The 19,672-nt window shown below is 69.6% G+C and carries 14 protein-coding genes and 1 pseudogene; 12 read left to right on the forward strand and 3 right to left on the reverse strand.

What is annotated here, in order from left to right; all coding sequences use genetic code 11:
- A pseudogene (locus tag BMX97_RS23350) lies at positions 1-373 on the forward strand (methyl-accepting chemotaxis protein); the annotation flags it as partial.
- Between the two features lie 79 nt (positions 374-452).
- On the opposite strand, the gene BMX97_RS23355 reads toward BMX97_RS23350, so the two are convergent.
- Both BMX97_RS23355 and BMX97_RS23360 read right to left on the reverse strand, forming a co-directional pair.
- Complete coding sequence (locus BMX97_RS23355; RefSeq protein WP_244538609.1) at positions 453-1,544, reverse strand: alpha/beta hydrolase; 1,092 nt, start codon at positions 1,542-1,544, stop codon at positions 453-455.
- Positions 1,545-1,682: 138 nt separating this feature from the next.
- Entirely contained in the window at positions 1,683-2,357 is a 675-nt protein-coding gene (locus BMX97_RS23360; RefSeq protein WP_091753631.1) for an HAD family hydrolase, read from the reverse strand.
- A gap of 170 nt (positions 2,358-2,527) precedes the next feature.
- Here BMX97_RS23360 and BMX97_RS23365 point away from each other — a divergent pair, with 170 nt between their 5' ends.
- The gene (locus tag BMX97_RS23365) at positions 2,528-2,896 is read left to right on the forward strand and encodes a hypothetical protein (protein ID WP_091753632.1); all 369 of its coding nucleotides are present in this window, start codon (positions 2,528-2,530) and stop codon (positions 2,894-2,896) included.
- 544 nt (positions 2,897-3,440) lie between these two features.
- Positions 3,441-4,019, forward strand: coding sequence for a hypothetical protein (locus tag BMX97_RS23370; protein WP_091753633.1), 579 nt, complete (start codon positions 3,441-3,443; stop codon positions 4,017-4,019).
- Between the two features lie 401 nt (positions 4,020-4,420).
- Here BMX97_RS23370 and BMX97_RS32325 read toward each other — a convergent pair whose 3' ends face one another.
- Positions 4,421-4,651: a hypothetical protein gene (locus BMX97_RS32325; protein ID WP_143074700.1), complete on the reverse strand. Its 231-nt coding sequence runs from the start codon at positions 4,649-4,651 to the stop codon at positions 4,421-4,423.
- A gap of 229 nt (positions 4,652-4,880) precedes the next feature.
- On the opposite strand from BMX97_RS32325, the gene bcsA reads away from it, so the two are divergent.
- From bcsA to BMX97_RS23415, 9 genes are all read left to right on the forward strand, one after another.
- The gene (gene bcsA / locus BMX97_RS23375; RefSeq protein ID WP_177202324.1) at positions 4,881-7,031 is read left to right on the forward strand and encodes a UDP-forming cellulose synthase catalytic subunit; all 2,151 of its coding nucleotides are present in this window, start codon (positions 4,881-4,883) and stop codon (positions 7,029-7,031) included.
- Positions 7,031-9,463 (forward strand): cellulose biosynthesis cyclic di-GMP-binding regulatory protein BcsB, encoded by a 2,433-nt coding sequence (locus BMX97_RS23380; protein WP_091753635.1) that lies wholly within the window; start codon positions 7,031-7,033, stop codon positions 9,461-9,463. Before bcsA ends, BMX97_RS23380 begins: the two co-directional genes overlap by 1 nt.
- Before the next feature lie 107 nt (positions 9,464-9,570).
- Positions 9,571-13,581 carry a cellulose biosynthesis protein BcsC gene (locus BMX97_RS23385; RefSeq protein WP_143074701.1) on the forward strand — a complete coding sequence of 1,337 codons (4,011 nt, stop codon included), beginning with the start codon at positions 9,571-9,573 and terminating at the stop codon, positions 13,579-13,581.
- Positions 13,578-14,060 carry a cellulose biosynthesis protein BcsD gene (gene bcsD / locus BMX97_RS23390; protein WP_091753637.1) on the forward strand — a complete coding sequence of 161 codons (483 nt, stop codon included), beginning with the start codon at positions 13,578-13,580 and terminating at the stop codon, positions 14,058-14,060. The genes BMX97_RS23385 and bcsD overlap by 4 nt, the downstream gene beginning before the upstream one ends.
- Positions 14,061-14,437: 377 nt before the next feature.
- A complete protein-coding gene (locus tag BMX97_RS23395; protein WP_210187669.1) occupies positions 14,438-15,910 on the forward strand; it encodes an MBOAT family O-acyltransferase in 1,473 nt (490 codons plus the stop codon).
- 29 nt (positions 15,911-15,939) lie between these two features.
- Positions 15,940-17,109 carry an alginate O-acetyltransferase AlgX-related protein gene (locus tag BMX97_RS23400; protein WP_210187670.1) on the forward strand — a complete coding sequence of 390 codons (1,170 nt, stop codon included), beginning with the start codon at positions 15,940-15,942 and terminating at the stop codon, positions 17,107-17,109.
- Positions 17,110-17,287: 178 nt separating this feature from the next.
- Positions 17,288-17,950: an SGNH/GDSL hydrolase family protein gene (locus BMX97_RS23405; protein ID WP_060851177.1), complete on the forward strand. Its 663-nt coding sequence runs from the start codon at positions 17,288-17,290 to the stop codon at positions 17,948-17,950.
- A gap of 166 nt (positions 17,951-18,116) precedes the next feature.
- Positions 18,117-18,857: an ABC transporter permease gene (locus tag BMX97_RS23410; RefSeq protein WP_143074702.1), complete on the forward strand. Its 741-nt coding sequence runs from the start codon at positions 18,117-18,119 to the stop codon at positions 18,855-18,857.
- A gap of 136 nt (positions 18,858-18,993) precedes the next feature.
- Complete coding sequence (locus BMX97_RS23415; protein WP_210187671.1) at positions 18,994-19,641, forward strand: GDSL-type esterase/lipase family protein; 648 nt, start codon at positions 18,994-18,996, stop codon at positions 19,639-19,641.
- Positions 19,642-19,672: the final 31 nt, after the last annotated feature.

Consider the following 19,672-nt stretch of genomic DNA (forward strand, 5'->3'; position numbering starts at 1 on the left):
CGCCACCCAGACCGCCAAGGCGACGGAGGAGATCGCCGGGCAGATCGGCGAGATCCAGGGCGTGACGGATCAGGCGGTGGCGGCGATCGGGGCGATCACCGGTCGGATCCGCGAGATCAGCACGGTGGCGGTCTCGATCGCCTCGGCGGTGGAGCAGCAGGGCGCGGCGACGCAGGAGATCGTCCGCAACGTCTCGCAGGCCGCGAGCGGCACGAGCGAGGTGACCGCGAACATCGCGGGCGTCGCCCGCGCTTCCGAGGATACCGGTGCGGCCGCCTCCCAGGTGCTCGCCTCGGCCTCCGAGCTGTCGCGCCAGTCCGAGCACCTGTCGAGCGAGGTGCACCGCTTCCTCGACACCGTGCGGGCGGCCTGAGCCGGGCGGTGCAAGGGCAGGGCAGGGGCAGGGCCCCCCCGGTCCGGCTTCGTCGCGTGTCTCGATCGACGCGACGCGGTCAGGGCGTCTTGGGCTCGGTCCCGAGATGCTTGTCGAGGAACGCCGCGATCTCGCCGAAGACCTCGCGGGTCTCGGGCGCATCCGGGTCGAACAGGTACTGGGCGTGGCTCATGCCCTCGAACACCTGGAGCGAGGCCTCGACCCCGGCCTGGCGCAGCTTGCGGTGGGTGCGCACGGTGTTCGACAGGAACAGGTCGCGGGTGCCGGTGGTCAGGATGGTCGGCGGCAGGCCGCGCAGGTCGCCGTAGATTGGCGAGAGCTGCGGGTCGCGCAGGTCGCGGCCGGCGGCATAGAGCTTCGCCGCCCGGGTCAGGTATCCGTCGTAGGAGACCAGCACGTTGTCCAGCCACTCGTTGGCCTTGTAGCTGTCGCCGGTCTCGGTCAGGTCGGACCACGGCGTGCCGGGCGCGAGGGCGGCAGGCAGCGGCACGCCCTCGCGCTTGGCCCGCAGCATCAGGGCCAGCGCCATGCCGCCGCCGGTCGAGGTGCCGAACACCGCCATGTTGGCGGCGGGCTGGAGGGCAAGCGCGGCCTTCCACACCGCCATGGCGTCGTCCATCGCCGCCGGGTAGGGGGCGTCCGGCGGCATGCGGTAATCGAACGAGATCACCGTGAAGCCGCCGAAGGCCGCCATCAGCGCCGCCTCGAGGGTGCCGGCCTCGCCCGGGTTGTAGACGTAGCCGCCGCCGTGGATGTGGACGAGCAGCCGGTGCCGGTTGCGCTCCGGGACCTCCCTGGGGGCGATGATCCAGGCCTTGACGCCGCCGATCACCTCCGGGGTCGAGACGACGCCGAGGCGTTCGCGCAAGGCCGGGAGCGGCGCGGCGGTCTGGGCCGCGAGCTTGGCCACCAGCGCCTTCCACTCCGCGGCGCTGCCCGGGTCGGCATTCCAGGCCGGCACCCGGTAGGGCGCGGCGATCGCCGCCTGGAATTCGGGGCTCACCGTGCCGGGGACCGGGATGCGCCGTCCCGGCACCGCCCGCGGGCCCGGGACGGCGTTGGCGGCGTTCTGGGCCGCCTCCATCCGGGCGAAGTCCGAGGCGTCGGCGCTCGGGGGCGCCGGCTGCTGGGCGAGGACCGCCGTCGGCAGCGCGACGGCCAGGGGCAGGGCGGCGAGGCGGCGCGAGCCGGGCAATGGACCATATCCTGTCGGCATGGGGTCCGCACGATTCGCACGGCCTTCCCCATCCCGCAAGGCTTCCCGCCGAGGCCTCCCGCCCCGGCCTGCCTACGGCACGCCGCGGCGCAGGATGGAGCTGTCGTAGCCGTCGAGCAGGTCCTGCGGGTCGCGATAGATCGCCGTGCAGCCGGCCTCGCCGAGCAGGGCTTCCGGGAAGCCGCCGCACAGGACGCCGATCACCGGCAGCCCGGCCTTCACGGCGGCCTCCGCATCGTAGGGCGAATCGCCGATCACGACCGCCTGCCCGCGGGCTGGACGGCCGAGCTTGTCGAGGGCTGCCTCGAAGATGTCCGGATGCGGCTTCGAGCGGTCGGCCTCGTCGGAATTGGTCGCCACGTTGACGAGGTCGCGGATGCCGGCGATCTCCTGGTAGCGCTCCACCTCCTCGGCCTTGCCGGAGGAGGCGAGCGCCAGGACATGGCCCTCCGCCTTCAGGCGCTCGAACAGGGCTCGCACGCCGGGAAACGGCCGGACCCTCTGCAGATATTTTTCCTTGAACAATGTGGAGCGGAATGTCTCGATCGCCTCGCCGTCGTGCGCCAGGCGGTCCTTGGGCACGAAGACCGGCATCAGCTGGTCGCCGCCCTTGCCGATCTGGCCGCGGATGTGGGCCTCGTCGGCCTCGATCCCGAATTCGCGAAACGCCTCCGCCCAGGCGGCGGCGTGGAGGTCGACGCTGTCGAGCAGGGTGCCGTCGATGTCGAAGATCAGGTTCCGGATCATGGCGGGCGCCCTCTGTTGCAGCCGAGCACGAAAGCCCGGCAAAGCGCCGGGGTTCCCCTGCGGGCAAGCGGGGCGGCTGGCCTTCGGGCGCCCCGGCCATTAGAGCTTCATGCACCATCGCTCCCCGTCCGCAGCGGGAGCGCCTCAGACGTCAGATGTGAGAAGTGCCGATGTCCGTCCTGTCCAGAGCCTGCCTCGTCGCGGCCGTGGCCGCGCTCGCGGGCGGCTGCATCAACAATCCCCTCGGCCAGGTCGGCGGCGTGCTGCCGGCGGGCGACGTCGGCCCGCCGCCGTCCCTGCGCGGCGACGTGAAGCTGCCGGCCCGCAGCAGCGGCGACCTCGCCCAGGCCGCGACCGAGCCGACCCGCCGCCTCAACGTACCGACGAGCACCCGCGCCTCCGGCGACACCCTGAGCGCCCCGCCCCGGCGCATCCGCCGCGACGAGATCGAGGGCGAGGGCGGCCCGGCCGGCAGCAGCGGCGGATTCTCGCCGACGATCGGCTCGGGCGGCTCTGTCGGCCTCGGCGGCAAGTTCTGAGGAAGCCTGCTTCCAAGAGGTCTGGTTTCGGGGAAAATCCCAAGCAGACTTGCGTTGGCAGGCCACGCGGTACACGACAGCGACGTGAACCCGCGATGATTATCTCTCCCAACCGCGACCTCATCCTGAGGCGTTAGTCGATCTTCGATTGACTGACCTCGAAGGAGGGCTCCAGATGTCGCTGCGATTTCTGGAATCCTCCTTCGAGGCTCAGCGATCTTCGATCGCCCGCACCTCAGGATGAGGTGGTGCATGGGAAAGCCTTGACGCAGAGAGGCTTCACGCCCCTGTCGTGTACCGCGGGCAGGCCAACGCTTCATCCGCTTAAGTCATTGTCGTGTCGCGGATTTTTTTACGAAACCGGTGACCACTTCTGCGAAATCTGTTCAGGACCTTCGCCGGGCGGCGTCGACGCCCGGCGCCGAGGCAACAGCCGTCCGCACGAGGGACGACGACCTCCGTCGGGCCGCAACCTTGCGTCATCCGGGGGGGCGTCCCGTAGCCTTCCGGTCCGGTGGCCGCGATAGTCCTCGGACGGCACGCGATGACGCGATCTCTGGCTGCGATCCTGCTCCTGGCAATCGGAACGATGCCCGATTCCGCGCAGGCGGGTTCCAACGCATGCACGATCGGCGGCTGGTCGATCGTCACGGAGGCGGGCGGGGTGCCGGTGCGGCCCGGCCCGTCGCCCGAGGCCCCGGGCGTCGGCCGGTTGCCGCCCGCGGTAGTGTACGAGGGCGGCCTCTACTCCGGACGCGGGCCGGAATTCGCCATCGTCGAGGCCGCGGGCGGCTGGTTCCGGATCGACAACGTCTACGTCCCGACCGTCAAGGACGACGACGTCGAGGACGTGCCCCTGGCGGTGACGGGCTGGATTCCGGGCCGGGCCATCTATTTCCAGCTCCAGACCGCCAAGGGCTTCTCGCGGTCCGATCCCGCCTCCGAGGTCGTCTACCGATTCGGCGAACTCACCCATCCGAGGGACTGGCTGGCCGTCGCCGACTGCCGCGGCGAATGGGCCGAGATCGCCTACGGCACGCCGCAGGAGGAAAAGCGGATGTGGGTACGCGGCATCTGCGCCGCCCCGGAAACCAGCTGCGACGGGGTCAAGGGCGATTGGTAGCTCCCTATTTAAAACAAGAGCGCTCATGTCGAATGGTCGCCCCCGGTCTCGACCCCGTTCGAACATGCTGTTTCATATCTAGCGATACTTAATATACGTATGAATTCGCTAATCCCCAAGCGAACGAAAATACTTGGGTAATTTTTATAATATAACTACATAAATATTTATTTTTTATTTTTTTGGCCTTACTATGAAATTTTATTCGATATACGATCGAATAAATTTGAAGTGTGAATTCAGGAAACGTTTGTTTTATGGATATGACCTTCTTTCTATCTAAGCCAACTTTGCCGTTATAGATTTTTTGTCGTCCTGGGCCGTCCTACGGTCCGCCGCGCGAACGGAGACGCCGGCGGGTCGCCCCGCAGCCGCTCGGTCGGAGCGGTCGCGGCTCGGCTTCACTCTGGCATCCGTCCCTTCATCATGGGACCGCCGTCGTTCCCCAGACGACGACCGACGGCAAGGCAGTCGCCGGCATCGTCTTGCTGGGCAAACGGCTTGCCAAAATTGCTGTTATTTCTTGATTGTGCGTTTCGATTTACTCTCATGTGTCGCATGAGCGGGATCGATTGTTTGAAGTTGTGTCGTATATTTCCTGATTTTTGCTTGTCGAACAGATGGGCCGGCATGCGACAGTCGAGAGCCAGTCACGCCCGAGAGGTTTAACCATCTGTTAACCATGTCGACACAACACTGGGTAGCAACATCGAATGCCTGCACGGACATCGCGCAATCCGGGCCCCGACGACGTGCGGGGTCCAGAGTGGGGGAAGAGGCGTGACCGAACCTTCGAAGAGTCTGGGTTTTCCTCCAGCCGATAGCATACCGAGCGAGTTGCATCCGGACCGGACCCAGCGGGTGACGGAATGGCTGCTCGCCGGATTCGGGGTGTTGCTCACGCTGATCTTCGTAACCGTGGTGCTGGAACCGAAAGGACAGGCGATCCTCGCGGTCGTGTGCTTCGGGTTGTTCCTGCTGGCCAATCGCCGGCGCGGCCGCGGCACGACCGTGTTCCTGGCCGTGCTCTCCGTCCTGACCTCCTTCCGCTACATGTTCTGGCGGATCACCGACACGCTCACCATCGAGATGTCGGTCGAGAGCGTCCTCGGTCTCCTGCTGATCGTCGCCGAGTTGTACGCCGTCACGATCCTGGTGCTGGGATACATCCAGAACATCTGGCCACTCAACCGCAAGCCGGTCCCGCTGCCGGCCAACGTCGACGAGTGGCCGGCGGTGGACGTCTTCGTTCCGACCTACAACGAGTCGTTGTCGATCGTCCGGACGACGGTGCTGGCCTGCATGATGATGGACTGGCCGCCGTCCCGGATCCGGGTCCACCTCCTCGATGACGGCAACCGGGAGGAGTTCCGCAGGTTCGCCGAGCAAGTCGGCGTCGGCTACATCACCAGAACCGACAACAAGCACGCCAAGGCGGGTAATCTCAACAACGCGATGAAGCACACCGAGGCCGAATACATCGCGGTGTTCGATTGCGATCACATCCCGACCCGCGCTTTCCTGCAGGTCACGATGGGCTGGATGGTACGGGACAAGCGCCTCGCCCTGCTCCAGACCCCGCACCACTTCTACTCGCCCGATCCATTCCAGAGAAACCTGACCGCCGGCACACGCGTCCCGCCGGAAGGCAACATGTTCTATGGCCTCGTGCAGGACGGCAACGACTTCTGGAACGCGTCGTTCTTCTGCGGCTCCTGCGCCGTCCTGCGCCGCTCGGCCCTCGACGAGATCGGCGGCTTCGCCGTCGAGACGGTCACCGAGGACGCCCATACGATGCTCAAGCTGCATCGCAAGGGCTGGGAGAGCGCCTACCTCAAGCTGCCGCTCGCGGCCGGCCTCGCGACGGAGCGCCTCGCCCTGCATATCGGCCAGCGCGCCCGCTGGGCGCGCGGCATGATCCAGATCCTGCGGGTCGACAACCCGGTGCTCGGCCGCGGCCTCACCTGGGCCCAGCGGATCTGCTACCTCCAGGCCGGCGGCCACTTCCTGTTCGCGATCCCGCGCATCATCTTCCTGCTGTCGCCCCTGGCCTTCCTTCTGCTCGGGCAGAACATCGTCTCCGCATCCCCGCTGGCGATCACCGCCTACGCGCTGCCCCACATCGCGCTCTCCGTCGCGGTCAACTCGCGGATGCAGAGGAACTGGCGGCACTCGTTCTGGAGCGAGATCTACGAAACCGTCCTCGCCATGTTCCTCGTGCGCACGACGCTGGTGACGCTCGTCAATCCGCGCCGCGGCAAGTTCAACGTGACGGCGAAGGGCGGTCTGCTCGAGAAGGGCTACTTCGATCTGGGGGCCGTGTATCCGAATCTCGTCCTGGCGGCGCTGCTCATCGCCGGCATCGCGCGCGGGGTCGTCTCTCTCATCGTCGTCGACAACGACCTCGTCACGTTCCAGGCCCTCCTGCTCAACAGCATCTGGGCGACCTTCTCGCTGCTCATCGTGATGGCGGCCCTGGCGGTGGGACGGGAGCGCCGGCAGACCCGGGCCCTGGCGCGCGTGCGGGCGAGCATCCACGCCGAGCTGCGGCTCCCGGACGGCGAGGTCCTGTCGGGCACGACCCGCGACCTCAGCGAGACCGGCGCCGATCTGCAATGCGCCCTGCCCAGGACCGTGCCGAACGGCTGCCCGATCGAGGTCCGGTTCCATGTCGGCGGCGAGGAACTCGTCGTACCCGCCCAGGTGCTCCGGGCCTACCAGGATGTCATCAAGATCATGTGGGCGCCCCGAAGCATCGAAGACGAGATGCGCATCGTTCAGGTCGTCTTCGGCCGGGCGGATGCGTGGGCCAACTGGTCGAACTTCAAGACCGACCGTCCGATGGTCAGCCTCTGGCGCGTCCTGGTCAGCATCCGCGGCCTGTTTCGCCTGCTTGAAGGCGCGAAATCGACGACCGGCCGGGGCCGGGCGGTGAAATCCGGCGCTGGCGCCACCGTGCAGACGTTCGTCGCCTCCGAGGCGTCGGCCGGCGAGATGGAGATGAAGTCGTGATGTTCCGTGGAGTCCTTCTGGGTCTCGCCCTGACCTCGGGCTTGACCGCGCACGCCCTCGGAGCGACCCCGTCGTCACCCGAGACGATGCCGGGCGCGGGCCGGGAGCGCACCCCCGATGCCGGGCGGCAGGCGCAAGCCGGATCGTCCGCCCCCGCCTTGTCCGTCCCGATGCCGTCCGCCGACGCGGGGACGCCCCGCGCCTCGACCCTCGATCTTCCCTCGGCCGTCCCGCCGGCCGAGGGGACGGCGCCGGCCTCGGCCCCCCGGGCGGCCGAGACCCGGCAGGTCGTGCTCAGCCTGCGCCAGCTCGGGGCCCAGGGGCCGTTGGCCCTGCGCGGGGTGAGCGAGCTGCAGGGCGTGCAGTTCGGCATCCGCAGCGACGAGGTCGTCACCGGGGCGACCCTGAAGCTGCGCGGCGCGATGTCCCCGTCGCTGATGGCCCAGTTCAGCAACGTCACCGTCACGCTCAACGAGCAGTATGTCGGCACGATCCCGGCCACCGAGGGGCAGACGCGCTTCGAGGGCATCGAGATGCCGGTCGACCCGGTGTTCTTCGCCGAGGACAACCGCCTGAACTTCCGGTTCGTCGGCCGCTACGCCGAGACCTGCAACGATCCGCTGAGCGGGTTGCTGTGGTCGACCGTGTCGGACACGAGCACGCTCACGCTCACGCTCGTGCGCCTGCCGCCGCAGCGCGATCTCAGCCGCCTGCCGCTGCCGTTCTTCGAGGCCCGCGACCGGCAGCAGGTCGTGCTGCCCTTCGTCATCCAGACGAATCCCGCCAACGAAGTCCTGGAGAGTTCCGGCATCGTCTCGTCCTGGTTCGGCCAGATGGCCGGGTTCCGGGGCGCGAGCTTCCCCGTCTCGGCATCGCTGCCGGCGAGCCGCAACGGGATCGTCGTCGCGACCGCCGACACGCTGCCCCCGGGGCTCGGCGTCGGCCGCATCGAGGGGCCGACGATCGCGATCGTGCCCAATCCCAACGACGCCTCCGGCTCGCTCCTCCTCGTCGCGGGCCGCAACGGGCAGGAGCTCGTGAGCGCGGCGCGGGCCCTCGTCGTGAGCGGCCGGACGCTCGGCGGTCAGCAGGCCGTGGTCGGGGCCCCGGTCCTGGCCAAGCGCAAACCGTACGACGCGCCGGCCTGGATCCCGACCGATCGCCCGGTGCGCTTCGGCGAGCTCGTCGATCCGAGCGAGCTGCAGGCCACGGGCTACGCCCCCGGCGCCCTGCGCGTGCCGTTCCGCACGGCCCCCGACCTCTATACCTGGCGCCGCCAGGGCTTCCCCGCCGAGATCCGCTACCGCGCCCCCCCCGGCCCCATCGTCGACCTCGCCGTGTCCCGGCTCGATGTGGGGATCAACAACATCTACCTGGCCAGCATGCCGCTCGCCGAGGACGCGACCCGCCGGAATGCATGGTTGCCCTCCGTCTTCCAGCGCGAGGACGTGCGCCAGGTGCTCAACAGCGGCGACGCGAGCACCGCGCGCCGGATCGACGTGCCCGCCTACGACGTGTTCGGGCAGAACGCGCTGCAATTCACCTTCGACACGCGGCCCCTCGGCCGCGGCGCCTGCGCGGGCATTCCGGGCGACCTGCGGATGGCCGTCGATCCCGACAGCACGATCGACTTCAGCCGCGCGAACCGCATCACCAGCCTGCCGAACCTCGCCTTCTTCGTGAACAGCGGCTTCCCCTTCAGCCGCATGGCCGATCTGAGCGAGACCGCAATCGTGGTGCCGCCCAGGGCGGACCTGCGCGAGGTCCAGGCGTTCCTCGACCTGATGGGCCGGCTCGGCTCGCAGACCGGCCATCCCGCCACCGGCGTCGCCGTCGTGCGGCCCGACCAAGTCGCCGGCGTCTCCGACCGCGACCTCCTCATGGTCGGCACCCTCGAGCGGCTGCAATCCGGCGCGGATCTGCTGCGCACGAGCCCGGTCCGCCTCGAGGGCGACCGCATCCGCATCGCCCTCAGCTCGCCGATCGAGAACATGCGGCGTGCCCTCGATTTCGGGCGCGAGGACCGGCGGGAGGCGGCCCAGTCGATCCTGCAGGGCGCGCCCGCCAGCAGCTTCGCCGCGCTCATCGGCGCCGAGAGCCCGCTGGCGCGCGGCCGCAGCCTCGTCGCGATCGTCGCCGGCGGGACCGAGGCCCTGCAGGGCGTCGTTCCGACCCTCAACGACGCCGAGCAGGCGCCCAAGGTCCAGGGCGACCTCGCCATCCTGACCGACGGCCGGCCGGCCAGCTACCGCGTCGGCGACACCTACACGGTCGGGCAGCTGCCGTACTGGCTCTACCCCTCCTGGTACTTCCAGGATTCGCCGCTCGGCCTCGTCGCCGTGCTGCTGATCGGCTCGGCCATGCTCGGCCTCGTCCTCTACCGCGCCCTGCGGCGGCGCGCCCGCGCCCGGATGCGGGAGATCGAGTCGTGACGCCGCGCGCCGCCATCACCGACCCCGTCCGCCCCACCCAGCACCGAACGGCGTCCCCGGCTCAGGCCGCGGCGTTCGCCGATGTCGACGAGAGGGACCCTCCCGCCGTGCAGCCCGCTGTTCCACCCTCGACCAAGCCGCACCGGAGCTCCTGCACGCGCTCGGTCGGCCAAGCCGGCCTCCGGGCCGTGCTGGCCGCGTCGGTCGCCCTCTCGGCCATGCTCGTTCCCTCGGACGGCGCGCGCGCCCAGGCGCTGCCGGCCGCGATCCTGAGCGGAAGTGCGGCCGCGCCGGGCGCGCCGGTTCCCCCTCCGGCCGGCGGCCCGCCCGCGGCGGCCGAGACCGCCCCGGCCGGGGCGCCGGCCTCCGAGGTGTCGAAGGCCGTGGCGGCACCGGCGGATCCGGAGCCGTCCGTTCCCGAGAAGGCCCTCCTCGAGCAGGCCACCTACTGGCGCAACCAGTCGCAACCGGCCCGGGCGATCCAGAGCCTCAACCGCATCCTGGCGCTCAACCCCAGCGCCGGCGCGTTGTCGCTCCTCGCGAAGGCGCAGATCGACGCCGGTCAGACCGCGGAGGCCCGGCAGACCCTGGACCGCCTGCGCACGGCGTATCCGCAGGACCCCCGCGTCGCCGAGATCGAATACGACCTCAAGGTGGGCCAGCCCGATCCCGCCAAGCTCGAGGAGGCCCGCGGCCTCGCCCAGCAGGGCCGCTCGACCCTGGCCGTCCAGGCCTATCAGCAGGCGTTCAACGGCGCGACGCCGCCGACCCGCTACGCCTCGGAATACTACCAGACCCTGGGGGGCACCTCCGCGGGCTTCGAGCCGGCCCGCGAGGGCCTCGGCCAGATCGTCGCCGTCAATCCGCGCGATCCGCGGGCCCAGCTCGCCTATGCCCGTCTCCTCTCCTACCAGGAGGCGACCCGCGACGAGGCGATCGAGCGGCTCGCGCGGCTGGCCGGCAATCCTTCCATCGGCGAGGAGGCGGACCGCGCCCTGAAGCAGGCCCTGCTGTGGCTGCCGGACACGGCCGACAGCCAGAAGGTCGTCGAATCCTACGCCGCGCGCCACCCGAACGATGCCCAGATCGCCGAGAAGCTGGGGCTGATCCGCAATCCGCCGCAATCCCCCGTGGAGGTCGGCGGCCAGGCCCGCACCACCGGCTTCGAGAAGCTGGAGAAGAAGCTCTACACCGAGGCCGAGCAGGACTTCGCCAAGGCGCTCTCGGTCAATGCCGAGGATGCGGACGCCACGGCCGGAATGGGCTTCCTGCGCCTCAAGCAGGGCCGGTTCGAGGAGGGCCGCCGCCTCCTCAAGCACGCCCTCGAACTCGGCCCGACCGACGCCGAGGGAATCCAGTCCGCCTTGAAGAGCACCGAGCCCGTCTCCGGCGGCAAGGGCGTGGACGAGGCCCAGTTGCGCGAGATCCGCGCGCAGTACGCCGAGGTGTCCCGCCTCACCCGGCGCGGCCGCTACGGGGAGGCCGAGGCCCTGCTGCGCCGGCTCGGCGGCAGCGATCCGGACTGGGGCTACTACCTCCAGATGGGCGCCATCCAGGCCCTGTCCGGCAAGGTGCGGGAGGCCGAGGCGACCTACCGCCAGGCGCTGGCGAGGAAGCCCGGCAACGCGGCGGCGACCATCGGTCTGGCCGGCGTCCTCCTGCGCCAGGGCCGCGAGCGCGAGGCCGAGGCGCTCTACGTCAAGGTCGGCGACACCCGGGCGCTCGGCCGGATGCGGGCCGAGCGCCTGCGCAGCCAGGCCCGCGGCGTCGCCGATCCGGTCGCGCAGGCCGGGCTGTACCGGGCGGCGGTCCAGGCCGATCCGACCAACCCGTGGCTGCGGCTCGAACTCGCCCGCGCGCTGCTGCGCCAGGGCCGCGGCCACGATGCCCGGATGGTGATGGCCTCCGTCGGCACCGACGGGCAGGACCCCCAAGGGCCCGAAGCCGCGTTCTACTTCGCGGTCGAGGTCAAGGACCTCGACCAGGCGGCGTCCTTCGCCGCGCGCGTCCCCGCCGGCAAGCGCACGCCGCAGATGCTCGCGCTGCAGCAGCGGGTCGCGGTGCGGGCCGAGGTGGCGCAGGCGGCCCGGGAGATGAACCGCCAGGCCTTCAAGACCCGCATGCTGGGCCTTGCCGCCGCGCCGGACCCGACGGGTGCCCGCGTCCTGGAAATCGCCCAGACGCTGGTCGGGCTCGACGACCGCTCCGCTGCCGCCGACGCCGTGGCGACAGCGCTCGCGACGGTGCCGGCGCCGTCCCTGCAGCAGCGCCTCGCCTATGCCAATGCGCTGGCCGCAGCGGACCGCCAGGACGATGCCGTGAGGCTGGTCGAGGGAATCCGGGCCGCCGATCTGCCCCGGGACGAGCGCAAGGCGGTCAGCGCGACGGTGAACGGGGTCACGGCCGCCGCCGCGGACCGGCTGCGGCTCGACGGGCGCTACGCCGAGGCGCTGGCGCAGCTCTCCCGTCGCCTGGAGGCCGATCCCGACAGTCCGGCCCTGAACATGGCGCTCGCGCGCTTCTACATCTCGCGCATGGATCTCGGCCGGGCGGTGGCGATCACCCAGGAGCTCCTCGCGCGCGATCCCGCGGACATGGATGTCCGTCGCGCCGCGGTCTCCGCCCTGATCGCGATCGGGGATCTGCCGCGGGCCGACGCGGTCGCCAGGGAGGGAGTCCAGGGCGCGCCGGGCGATGCGCGCGCCCACATGATCTCCGCCCTGGTCGCGCAGGCGCTGGACGACCGGGCGCGGGTGATGCAGGACCTGCGCACGGCCCGCGAGCTCAGCCGCGCGGAGGGCGACGTGCGGGCCGTCGCCGGCCTCGAAGATGCGCCGTCGGGCGCCGTCGCACCGGTGGTGCCCCAGGGGGCCCGTTGGACCAGCGGCCGGGATGCGTTTCGCCCCGGGCCCCTGTCGGAGGGCGCGTCCGGCCGCGTGCCCGACGTCCTGGGCGAGATCGGCTACGCGCAGCGCGACAGCCTGGCGCGCCGCCTCGACCGCGACATCGCCGACCTCCAGGACGAGGTGGCGCCCCAGGTCCGTGCCGGTCTCGGCTTCCTCGGGCGATCCGGCGAGGGCGGCCTGAGCCGCCTGAGCGCGATCACCGCGCCGATCGACGCGAGCTTCTCCCCCGGCGGCGTCGGCCGCCTGCGGGTGCAGGTCACGCCGACGGCGATCGACGGCAACACGCCGCGCGGCGACCGGCTGCAGCGCTTCGGCACGAACCCGGCCCAGGCCGCCCTCGGCCTGCCGAACGGCATCGCCGCCGCCCAGGCCCAGGAAGGCGTGGGCCTGAACCTCGCCTACAGCTACCGCTCCTTCACGGTCGACATCGGGACGACGCCGATCGGGTTCATCAAGACCAACGTCGTCGGCGGCATCGAGGCGGCGCCGCTCCTCACCCCGGAGCTGCGCCTGCGGATGATCGCGGAGCGCCGGGCGATCCTCAACAGCGCGCTCTCCTACGGCGGCGCCCGCGATCCCGTCACGGGGGTGACCTGGGGCGGCGTGGTGCGCAACCGCGGCTATGCCCAGATGGAATGGGCACCGGGGCGCTGGTTCATCTATGCGGGCGCCGGAGGCGGCGTCGTCACCGGCGAGCGCGTGCGCGACAACCCCTTCATCGAGGCCGCGATCGGCGCGTCCTACGGCCTCTACATCGACGGTCCGCGGGAATTGCGGGTCGGTCTGAGCGTGCCGTACTTCGACTACGCGCAGAACCAGAACGCCTTCACGTTCGGGAGCGGCGGCTACTTCAGCCCGCAGAACTACGTCGCCCTCCAGCTGCCGGTGTCCTGGCGCGACCAGCCGCTTCCCGACCTGAGCTACACCCTGTCGGGATCGATCGGCTACCAGTCCTTCGGACAGCGCTCCGCCGCGGTGTTTCCGAACGATCGCGGCTTGCAGGCCCTCTTGAGCGTCTCCGATAGCGGGATCGCCGGCATCGTTCCCGGCAGGCGCGGGACCGGCCTCTCCTACGCGGCCTCGGCCGAGTTCGAGTACCGGTTGTCCCAGGCGTTCAGGCTCGGCGGCCGTGCCGCGTTCCAGCATGCGGGCGACTATTCCGAGGGGAGCGCGGTCGTCTTCGGCCGCTACTTGTTCGAGACCATCCAATGACGAACACGCCCGACTTGTACCGGATGGCGGAACGGCCGCGCTGGCGCCTTTTTCTGCGGGTCCTCGCGGCCCGGCTCGACGTCGTGCTCGACGCGGAACAGCGGGACGCCCTGCTGCGCGACGTCGGGGCCGACATGGCGCGCGGCGCGGCGCTGCCGCCCGTCTCGACCCTCGATGCCCTGGAGGACGAGATCAACGAGGTGCTGGCCGATCTCGGCTGGGGCCGGGCCAGCCTCGCGATGGACGAGGCCGGCCGCATCCTCAGCATCGTCCACACGCATCTCCCGACGATCGGGTCGATCGAGGGCCGCCGCGGTCCCTGGCTCTCGGCGGTGCTCGAGGGCCTCTACACGACGTGGCTGGGCCAGCAGCCCCACGCCGCCCCCGGCCTCGTGGCTCGCCGCACGGGACGGGGCACCAAGGACGTCCTCGTTCTCGCCTACGGCAGGGCCTCGGCGATGGCCGCCAATCGGGCCTAGAGCATTTTCCGACGAAGTGGATGCCGGTTCGTCGAAGAAAATGCGACAACATCAAAAAACCTGGAGAGCTTCGCCATCGTGAAGCGCTCTAGAGCAGGGATCGGTCGGATCGCGATCTCGTGCCGGTTCACGACTTCGTACGTACCGCCTTGATTTGACAGATCAGTAATGATTCTGCCTGATCATCCGTGTAAGCACTTCGTCGCTGAGCGAAGCGCCTCTTAACGATAAAACAAGACCGGAAGAAAGGCTTCGGCACGGGTTCTCGTCTAGCTCACGGCCGGGTGTTGCTGCCCGCGATCCAATCGGACGGCCCTCGGAACATGAGACAGGCGGCGCCGCGAGCGCGATGCCGTCGCACGCAACCACGAACTGGCATGGGCGCACCCGCCATGATTTTCGCGTCGTTCGAGTTTCTCGCTCTCTTCCTGCCCCTGTTCTTCGCCTGCTACTTCCTGATGCCGTTTCGGCACAGGAACTGGATCATCCTGCTGTTCTCGTGGGGCTTCTACGCCTGGTGGCGGGTCGACTTCCTGGCCCTGCTGATCGCCGTGACGGGGTTCACCTATACCGTCGCGCGCCTGATGGACCGGGCGGGGCCGAAGAGCGACCGCGCCAAGCTCCTGATGATCCTCGGCCTTTCCGGCAATCTCGGGGTGCTGGCCTACTTCAAGTACGCCAATTTCGGGGTGGCGACGGTCAACCAGCTCCGGGGCGCGATGGGCCTCAGCATGATGAGCTGGACCGAGGTCCTGCTGCCGATCGGCCTGTCCTTCTACGTGCTGCAATCGGTCTCCTACCTCGTCGACATCCGCCGGGGGACGGTGCCGGTCAGCCGCTCGCTCCTCGATTATGCGGCCTACAAGGCGATCTTCAGCCAGCTCATCGCCGGCCCGATCGTGCGCTACGCGGAGATCGCCAACGAGCTGAAGGTGCGCGAACACTCGCTGCGGCAATTCGGGATCGGCGGTCGCACCTTCGCGATCGGGTTCGCCATGAAGGTGGCCATCGCCGACACGCTGAGCCCCCTGGTCGATGCCGCCTTCTCGCTGACCCAGCCGACCCTGGCCGACAGCTGGATCGCCGCTCTCAGCTACACGCTGCAGCTCTACTTCGACTTCGCGGGCTACTCGCTGATGGCGATCGGCCTGGCGCGCATGATCGGCTTCTACTTCCCGCAGAACTTCGACAACCCCTACCTGTCCGGCTCGATCCAGGAGTTCTGGCAGCGCTGGCACATGACGCTGTCGCGGTTCCTGCGCGACTACCTGTACATTCCCCTCGGCGGGAACCGCTCCGGGCCGGTGCGGACCTACGTCAACCTGATGCTGGTCATGGCGATCGGCGGCCTGTGGCACGGGTCGAGCTGGAACTTCATCCTGTGGGGCGTGTGGCAGGGCGCGCTGCTCGGCACGCATCGCTGGTGGAGCCGCCGCCGTCCGCCGGGGGCCCCGACGCTCGCCTACCCGCTCGCCAACGCCCTGACGATGCTGGCGGTGATGATCGGCTGGGTGATCTTCCGCGCCAAGGATCTCGAGAGCGCCGGGCGGGTCTATGCCGGCATGCTGGGGCTCAACGGCATCGGTCTGTCCGACGACTTCCTCTGGCAGATCACGCCGGACCGCCTCTGGTTCATCCCCGTGGCGCTCGCGATCGTCTACGTCCCGCTGGTTCGCGACCGGCTGTCCCGCCCGCGCCTCTCCCATCGGCATCCGGGTACCCCGGCCGTCCCGGCGATGAGCGGCCTGCGTCTCGCCGCCTGGACCGTCTCTCCCTTCGCCGCCTTCACCCTGGCCATCGTCATGCTTTACAGCCGCGATGCCGTCCCGTTCCTCTACTTCCAGTTCTGAACATGGACGCCCCTCTCGATCGGCCCATCGTGGCCAACACGCAACCGCGCCGCAGCTCCCGCGAGATCTCGGAGAGGTTTCAGGGCGCCCTCGTCGTCGGGCTCCTGGCCCTCGGCGCCTGGCAGGGCTTCAGTGCCTTGGCCACCCCCGCCGCGCAGCGCCGGCTGGCGCAGGTGCGCAGCCTGGACGCGCTGCTCGACGGCCGGGCCGCCGCGGCGGTCAATTTCGTCGAGGCGCATTACCTGCCGGCCGACCCGATCCTGCGGGCCGCCGGCGGGGTGTTCCGGTGGCGCCTCTTCGGCTCCGGCGGTCCCCAGGTCGCGGTCGGCTGCGACGACTGGCTCTACCTGACCGAGGAGGCCCAGACCGTCCGGGGCGCAGAGGAGAACCTCGCGGCCCGGGCCGACATCGTCGCGCAGGTCGCCGCGGCTTTGGCCGGGCGCGGGATCGAGCTCGTGGTCGCGGTCGTCCCCGACAAGGCCCGGATCGAGCGAGCGACGCTCTGCAATGCACCGCGCACCGCCCAGTCGACGGCGCGCTACGACGCGTTCCAGGCGATGCTGCGGGAGCGACGCGTCGCGAGCCTCGATCTCGTCAAGCCGCTGGACCATGCGCGGCAGGACGGGCCGGTCTACTACCGGACCGACACGCACTGGAACCAGCGCGGCGCCGCGGTCGCCGCCAAGGCCGTCGCCGGGGCGGTGCGGACGCCGCTCGATGCCGGGTTCGCCTACAGGACGGAATCGGCGCCGGTCGAGACCGAGGGGCCGGGCGACCTCCTTCGGCTGATGAGCCTCGATCTGGTTCCCGAAACCCTGTCGCCGCTCGGGATCAAGCTCCGCCCGTCCTCGGACCGGCAGTTCGTCGCCCGCACCGTCCAGACGGAGAAGCCGGCCGAGGCCGACGACCTCCTGGCGACCGGGCCCGGCGATCAGGTCGTGCTCATCGGCAGCTCGTACTCGACGAACGCCAACTTCCAGGGGAGCCTGCAGGAAGCCTTGCGCGCACCCGTCACCAACGTCGCGGAGGCCGGCGGGGGCTTTGCGGGGGCGGCGAGCACCTATTTCGGGGGAAGCGCCTTCACCGAGACGCCTCCGCGCCTGATCGTCTGGGAGATCCCCGAGCGCGCACTGTCCAAGCCCCTGCAGGCGCAGGATCGCAGCCTGGCCCAGGAACGCAGCCTGGCCGAGGTGAAGTAACGCCAAATCATAACCATGATCCGGTGTTTCGCGCGGACCGCCCCGTAAATCGTTGATTTCAAGGTCCGCGCACGGCACCTTCTGGTTGCAGCATCGTCTCCGTCGAGCGGCGTCGTCGATTTCCGAAGCGGGAAATCCGGACTTGCCGCCGACTGCAGCATCCTGATCGGAATCCGACATGCAAAGCGTTCTCGCGGGACTGACGTTCCTCATCGTGGGCGATAGCCACTTCGTCACCAAGAACTACCTGATATCGACCTTGCAGGATGGTCTCCTGTCCAAGGGAGCCCAGGTCGAGACCTTCGGCGCCTGCGGCGTGCCTGCCGGCGCCTGGGTGGCACCGCGCCCCGTCGCCTGCGGCATCGCGAACCGCAGCGGCAAGGGAGCCGTCGTCGAGAATCGCACGCCCAAAGTGAAATCCTGGAGCATCGATGCGCTGATCGACCAGACCAAGCCGAGCGTCGTGGTCGTCGGGATCGGCGATCCGATGGCCGGCTACAATCAGCGCGAGATGCAGAAGGGATGGATCCGCGAGAATGTCGACGAATTGATCGGACGCATCAAGGCTCGCAACCTTCCCTGCGTCTGGATCGGGCCGGGCTGGGGAACCGAGGGCGGTCCCTATTCGAAGACCTTCGCGCGGGTGAAGGAGTTCTCGGACTTCATGGCGACCTCGGTCGCGCCCTGCACGTATGTCGACTCCCTCGCCCTCGCGAAGCCGGGAGAATGGCCGACCTTCGACGGCCAGCACTACACGGTCGTCGGCTACCAGAAGTGGGGCGCCGCTCTGACCGACGCCCTGGTGGCGAACCAGACGGTCAAGTCCCTGCCGCGCAAGTAATCCTAGACACGCAAGTAGTCCCTGCCGCGCAAGTGGTCCCTGCCGCACAAGCGAAATCGACACCTCGACTGGGAAAACGCGTCCGGCACCCGGGCCCGGGCCGGCGACCTCGTCCTCGGGGGGGGGCGTCGCCGCCGGTCGTCATCGAGAAAGCAGCAGCACAGCCATGACCCATCCGCTTCAACTTCATAGGTCCGCCCCGCCGCGGGGGAACCTGCCTCGACTTCGCGGCGCTCTCCTGGCGGCCCTCCTCGGCCTGCCGGTCCTGGTCGCCGGCACGCCGCGTGCCGGAGCCCAGATGATGCTCTACGAGGACCGGCTGCCGGACGGCTACGCCTATGTCCGCTTCGCCAACGCCTCGCCGGACCGCCTCGACCTCAAGCCCGTCGGCTTCGCCGATCCGATGTCCCTCGGCACGACGGGGCAGGAGCGGGTGTCGCCCTATTACGTCGTCGAGGGCGTCGCCGGGCGCAAGGTCGAGGTCAAGGTCGAGGGCGCCAAGCCGCTCGAGATCGAGCTGAAGCCGGCCGGAATCCACACCGTGCTCATCGACAAGGCCGATGGCCGCCTGGGGACCAAGGTCGTCCTGGACCAGTCCGAACTCAGCCAGACCAAGGCGAGGCTCGCGTTCTACAACGCCATGGCGTCCTGTCCTGCGGCGGGCTTGTACCTGGAGCCGAAGGGCCAGCCCGTGCTGGTCGATGTCGGTCCGAACATCATGCGGGGACGCTCGGTCAATCCGGCGCCGAACCCGCGGATGCGGGCGGCGTGCGGCACGACGCGGGTGGCCGAGCTCGATCTCGGGCCGCTCGATGCAGGCGGGCAATACAGCGTGTGGCTGATCGCGCCCGGCGGCACGCCGAACGCCTTCCTGTCGAAGAACAGAATCGCGCCCTACCTGCGCTGACCGGGACGTGACAGCCATGGCTCGCTTCCGTCCCGGACCCCGGCTCCTTACCGTTCTCGCCCTCGCACTCGCCCTCACCCCGGGCGGGGGGGCTCTCGCGGCCTCCCGGTGTCCCGCCATCCCGCCGCGCGCGCCCATGCCGGTGGAGGCCACGCCCACGGCCGTCCCGATCCCGGATTGGCGACAGCGTGCCGACCAGCTGACCCGGCAGGCCACGGCGCGCGACCTGTCCGCCACCCGCGTCGTCCTCATCGGCGATTCCATCACGCAGGGATGGGAGCCGACGATGTGGGAGCTGTTCTGGGGCTCCTACGCCCCGCTGAACCTGGGCCTGTGGGGCGACCTCACCCAGGGCGTGCTCTGGCGGCTGCATAACGGGCAATGGCCGAGCTCCCTCAAGCCGGACGTGGCGGTCGTCCTGATCGGCACGAACAATGCGGGCTGGCGCAGCAAGCCCGAGGACACCGCGCTCGGCGTGGCCGAGATCGTCCGCTTCATCGAGGCGCGATCCCCGGCGACGAAGGTGCTGCTCCTCGGGATCCTGCCCCGGGGGGCCGACGCGTCGGCGCCCGAGCGTCCCACGAACGCGCAGGTGACCGCCCTGATCCGGCAATGCGCCGATGGAAAGACCGTGTTCTTCGCCAATCCGGGACGGACGATGGTCGACGGTGCCGGCCGGATATCGACCAACGTGATGTTCGACTACCTGCACCCGACGATGGTCGGCTACGCGATCCTCGGCGGCGCGATCGCCGAGGAGGTTCGCCGCCTGGCCGGGCGGTAGGGTGGGACCCGTGACCCGGGCGCCCCTCTGC

Source organism: Methylobacterium sp. ap11, assembly GCF_900110515.1.
Taxonomy (GTDB): domain Bacteria; phylum Pseudomonadota; class Alphaproteobacteria; order Rhizobiales; family Beijerinckiaceae; genus Methylobacterium; species Methylobacterium ajmalii.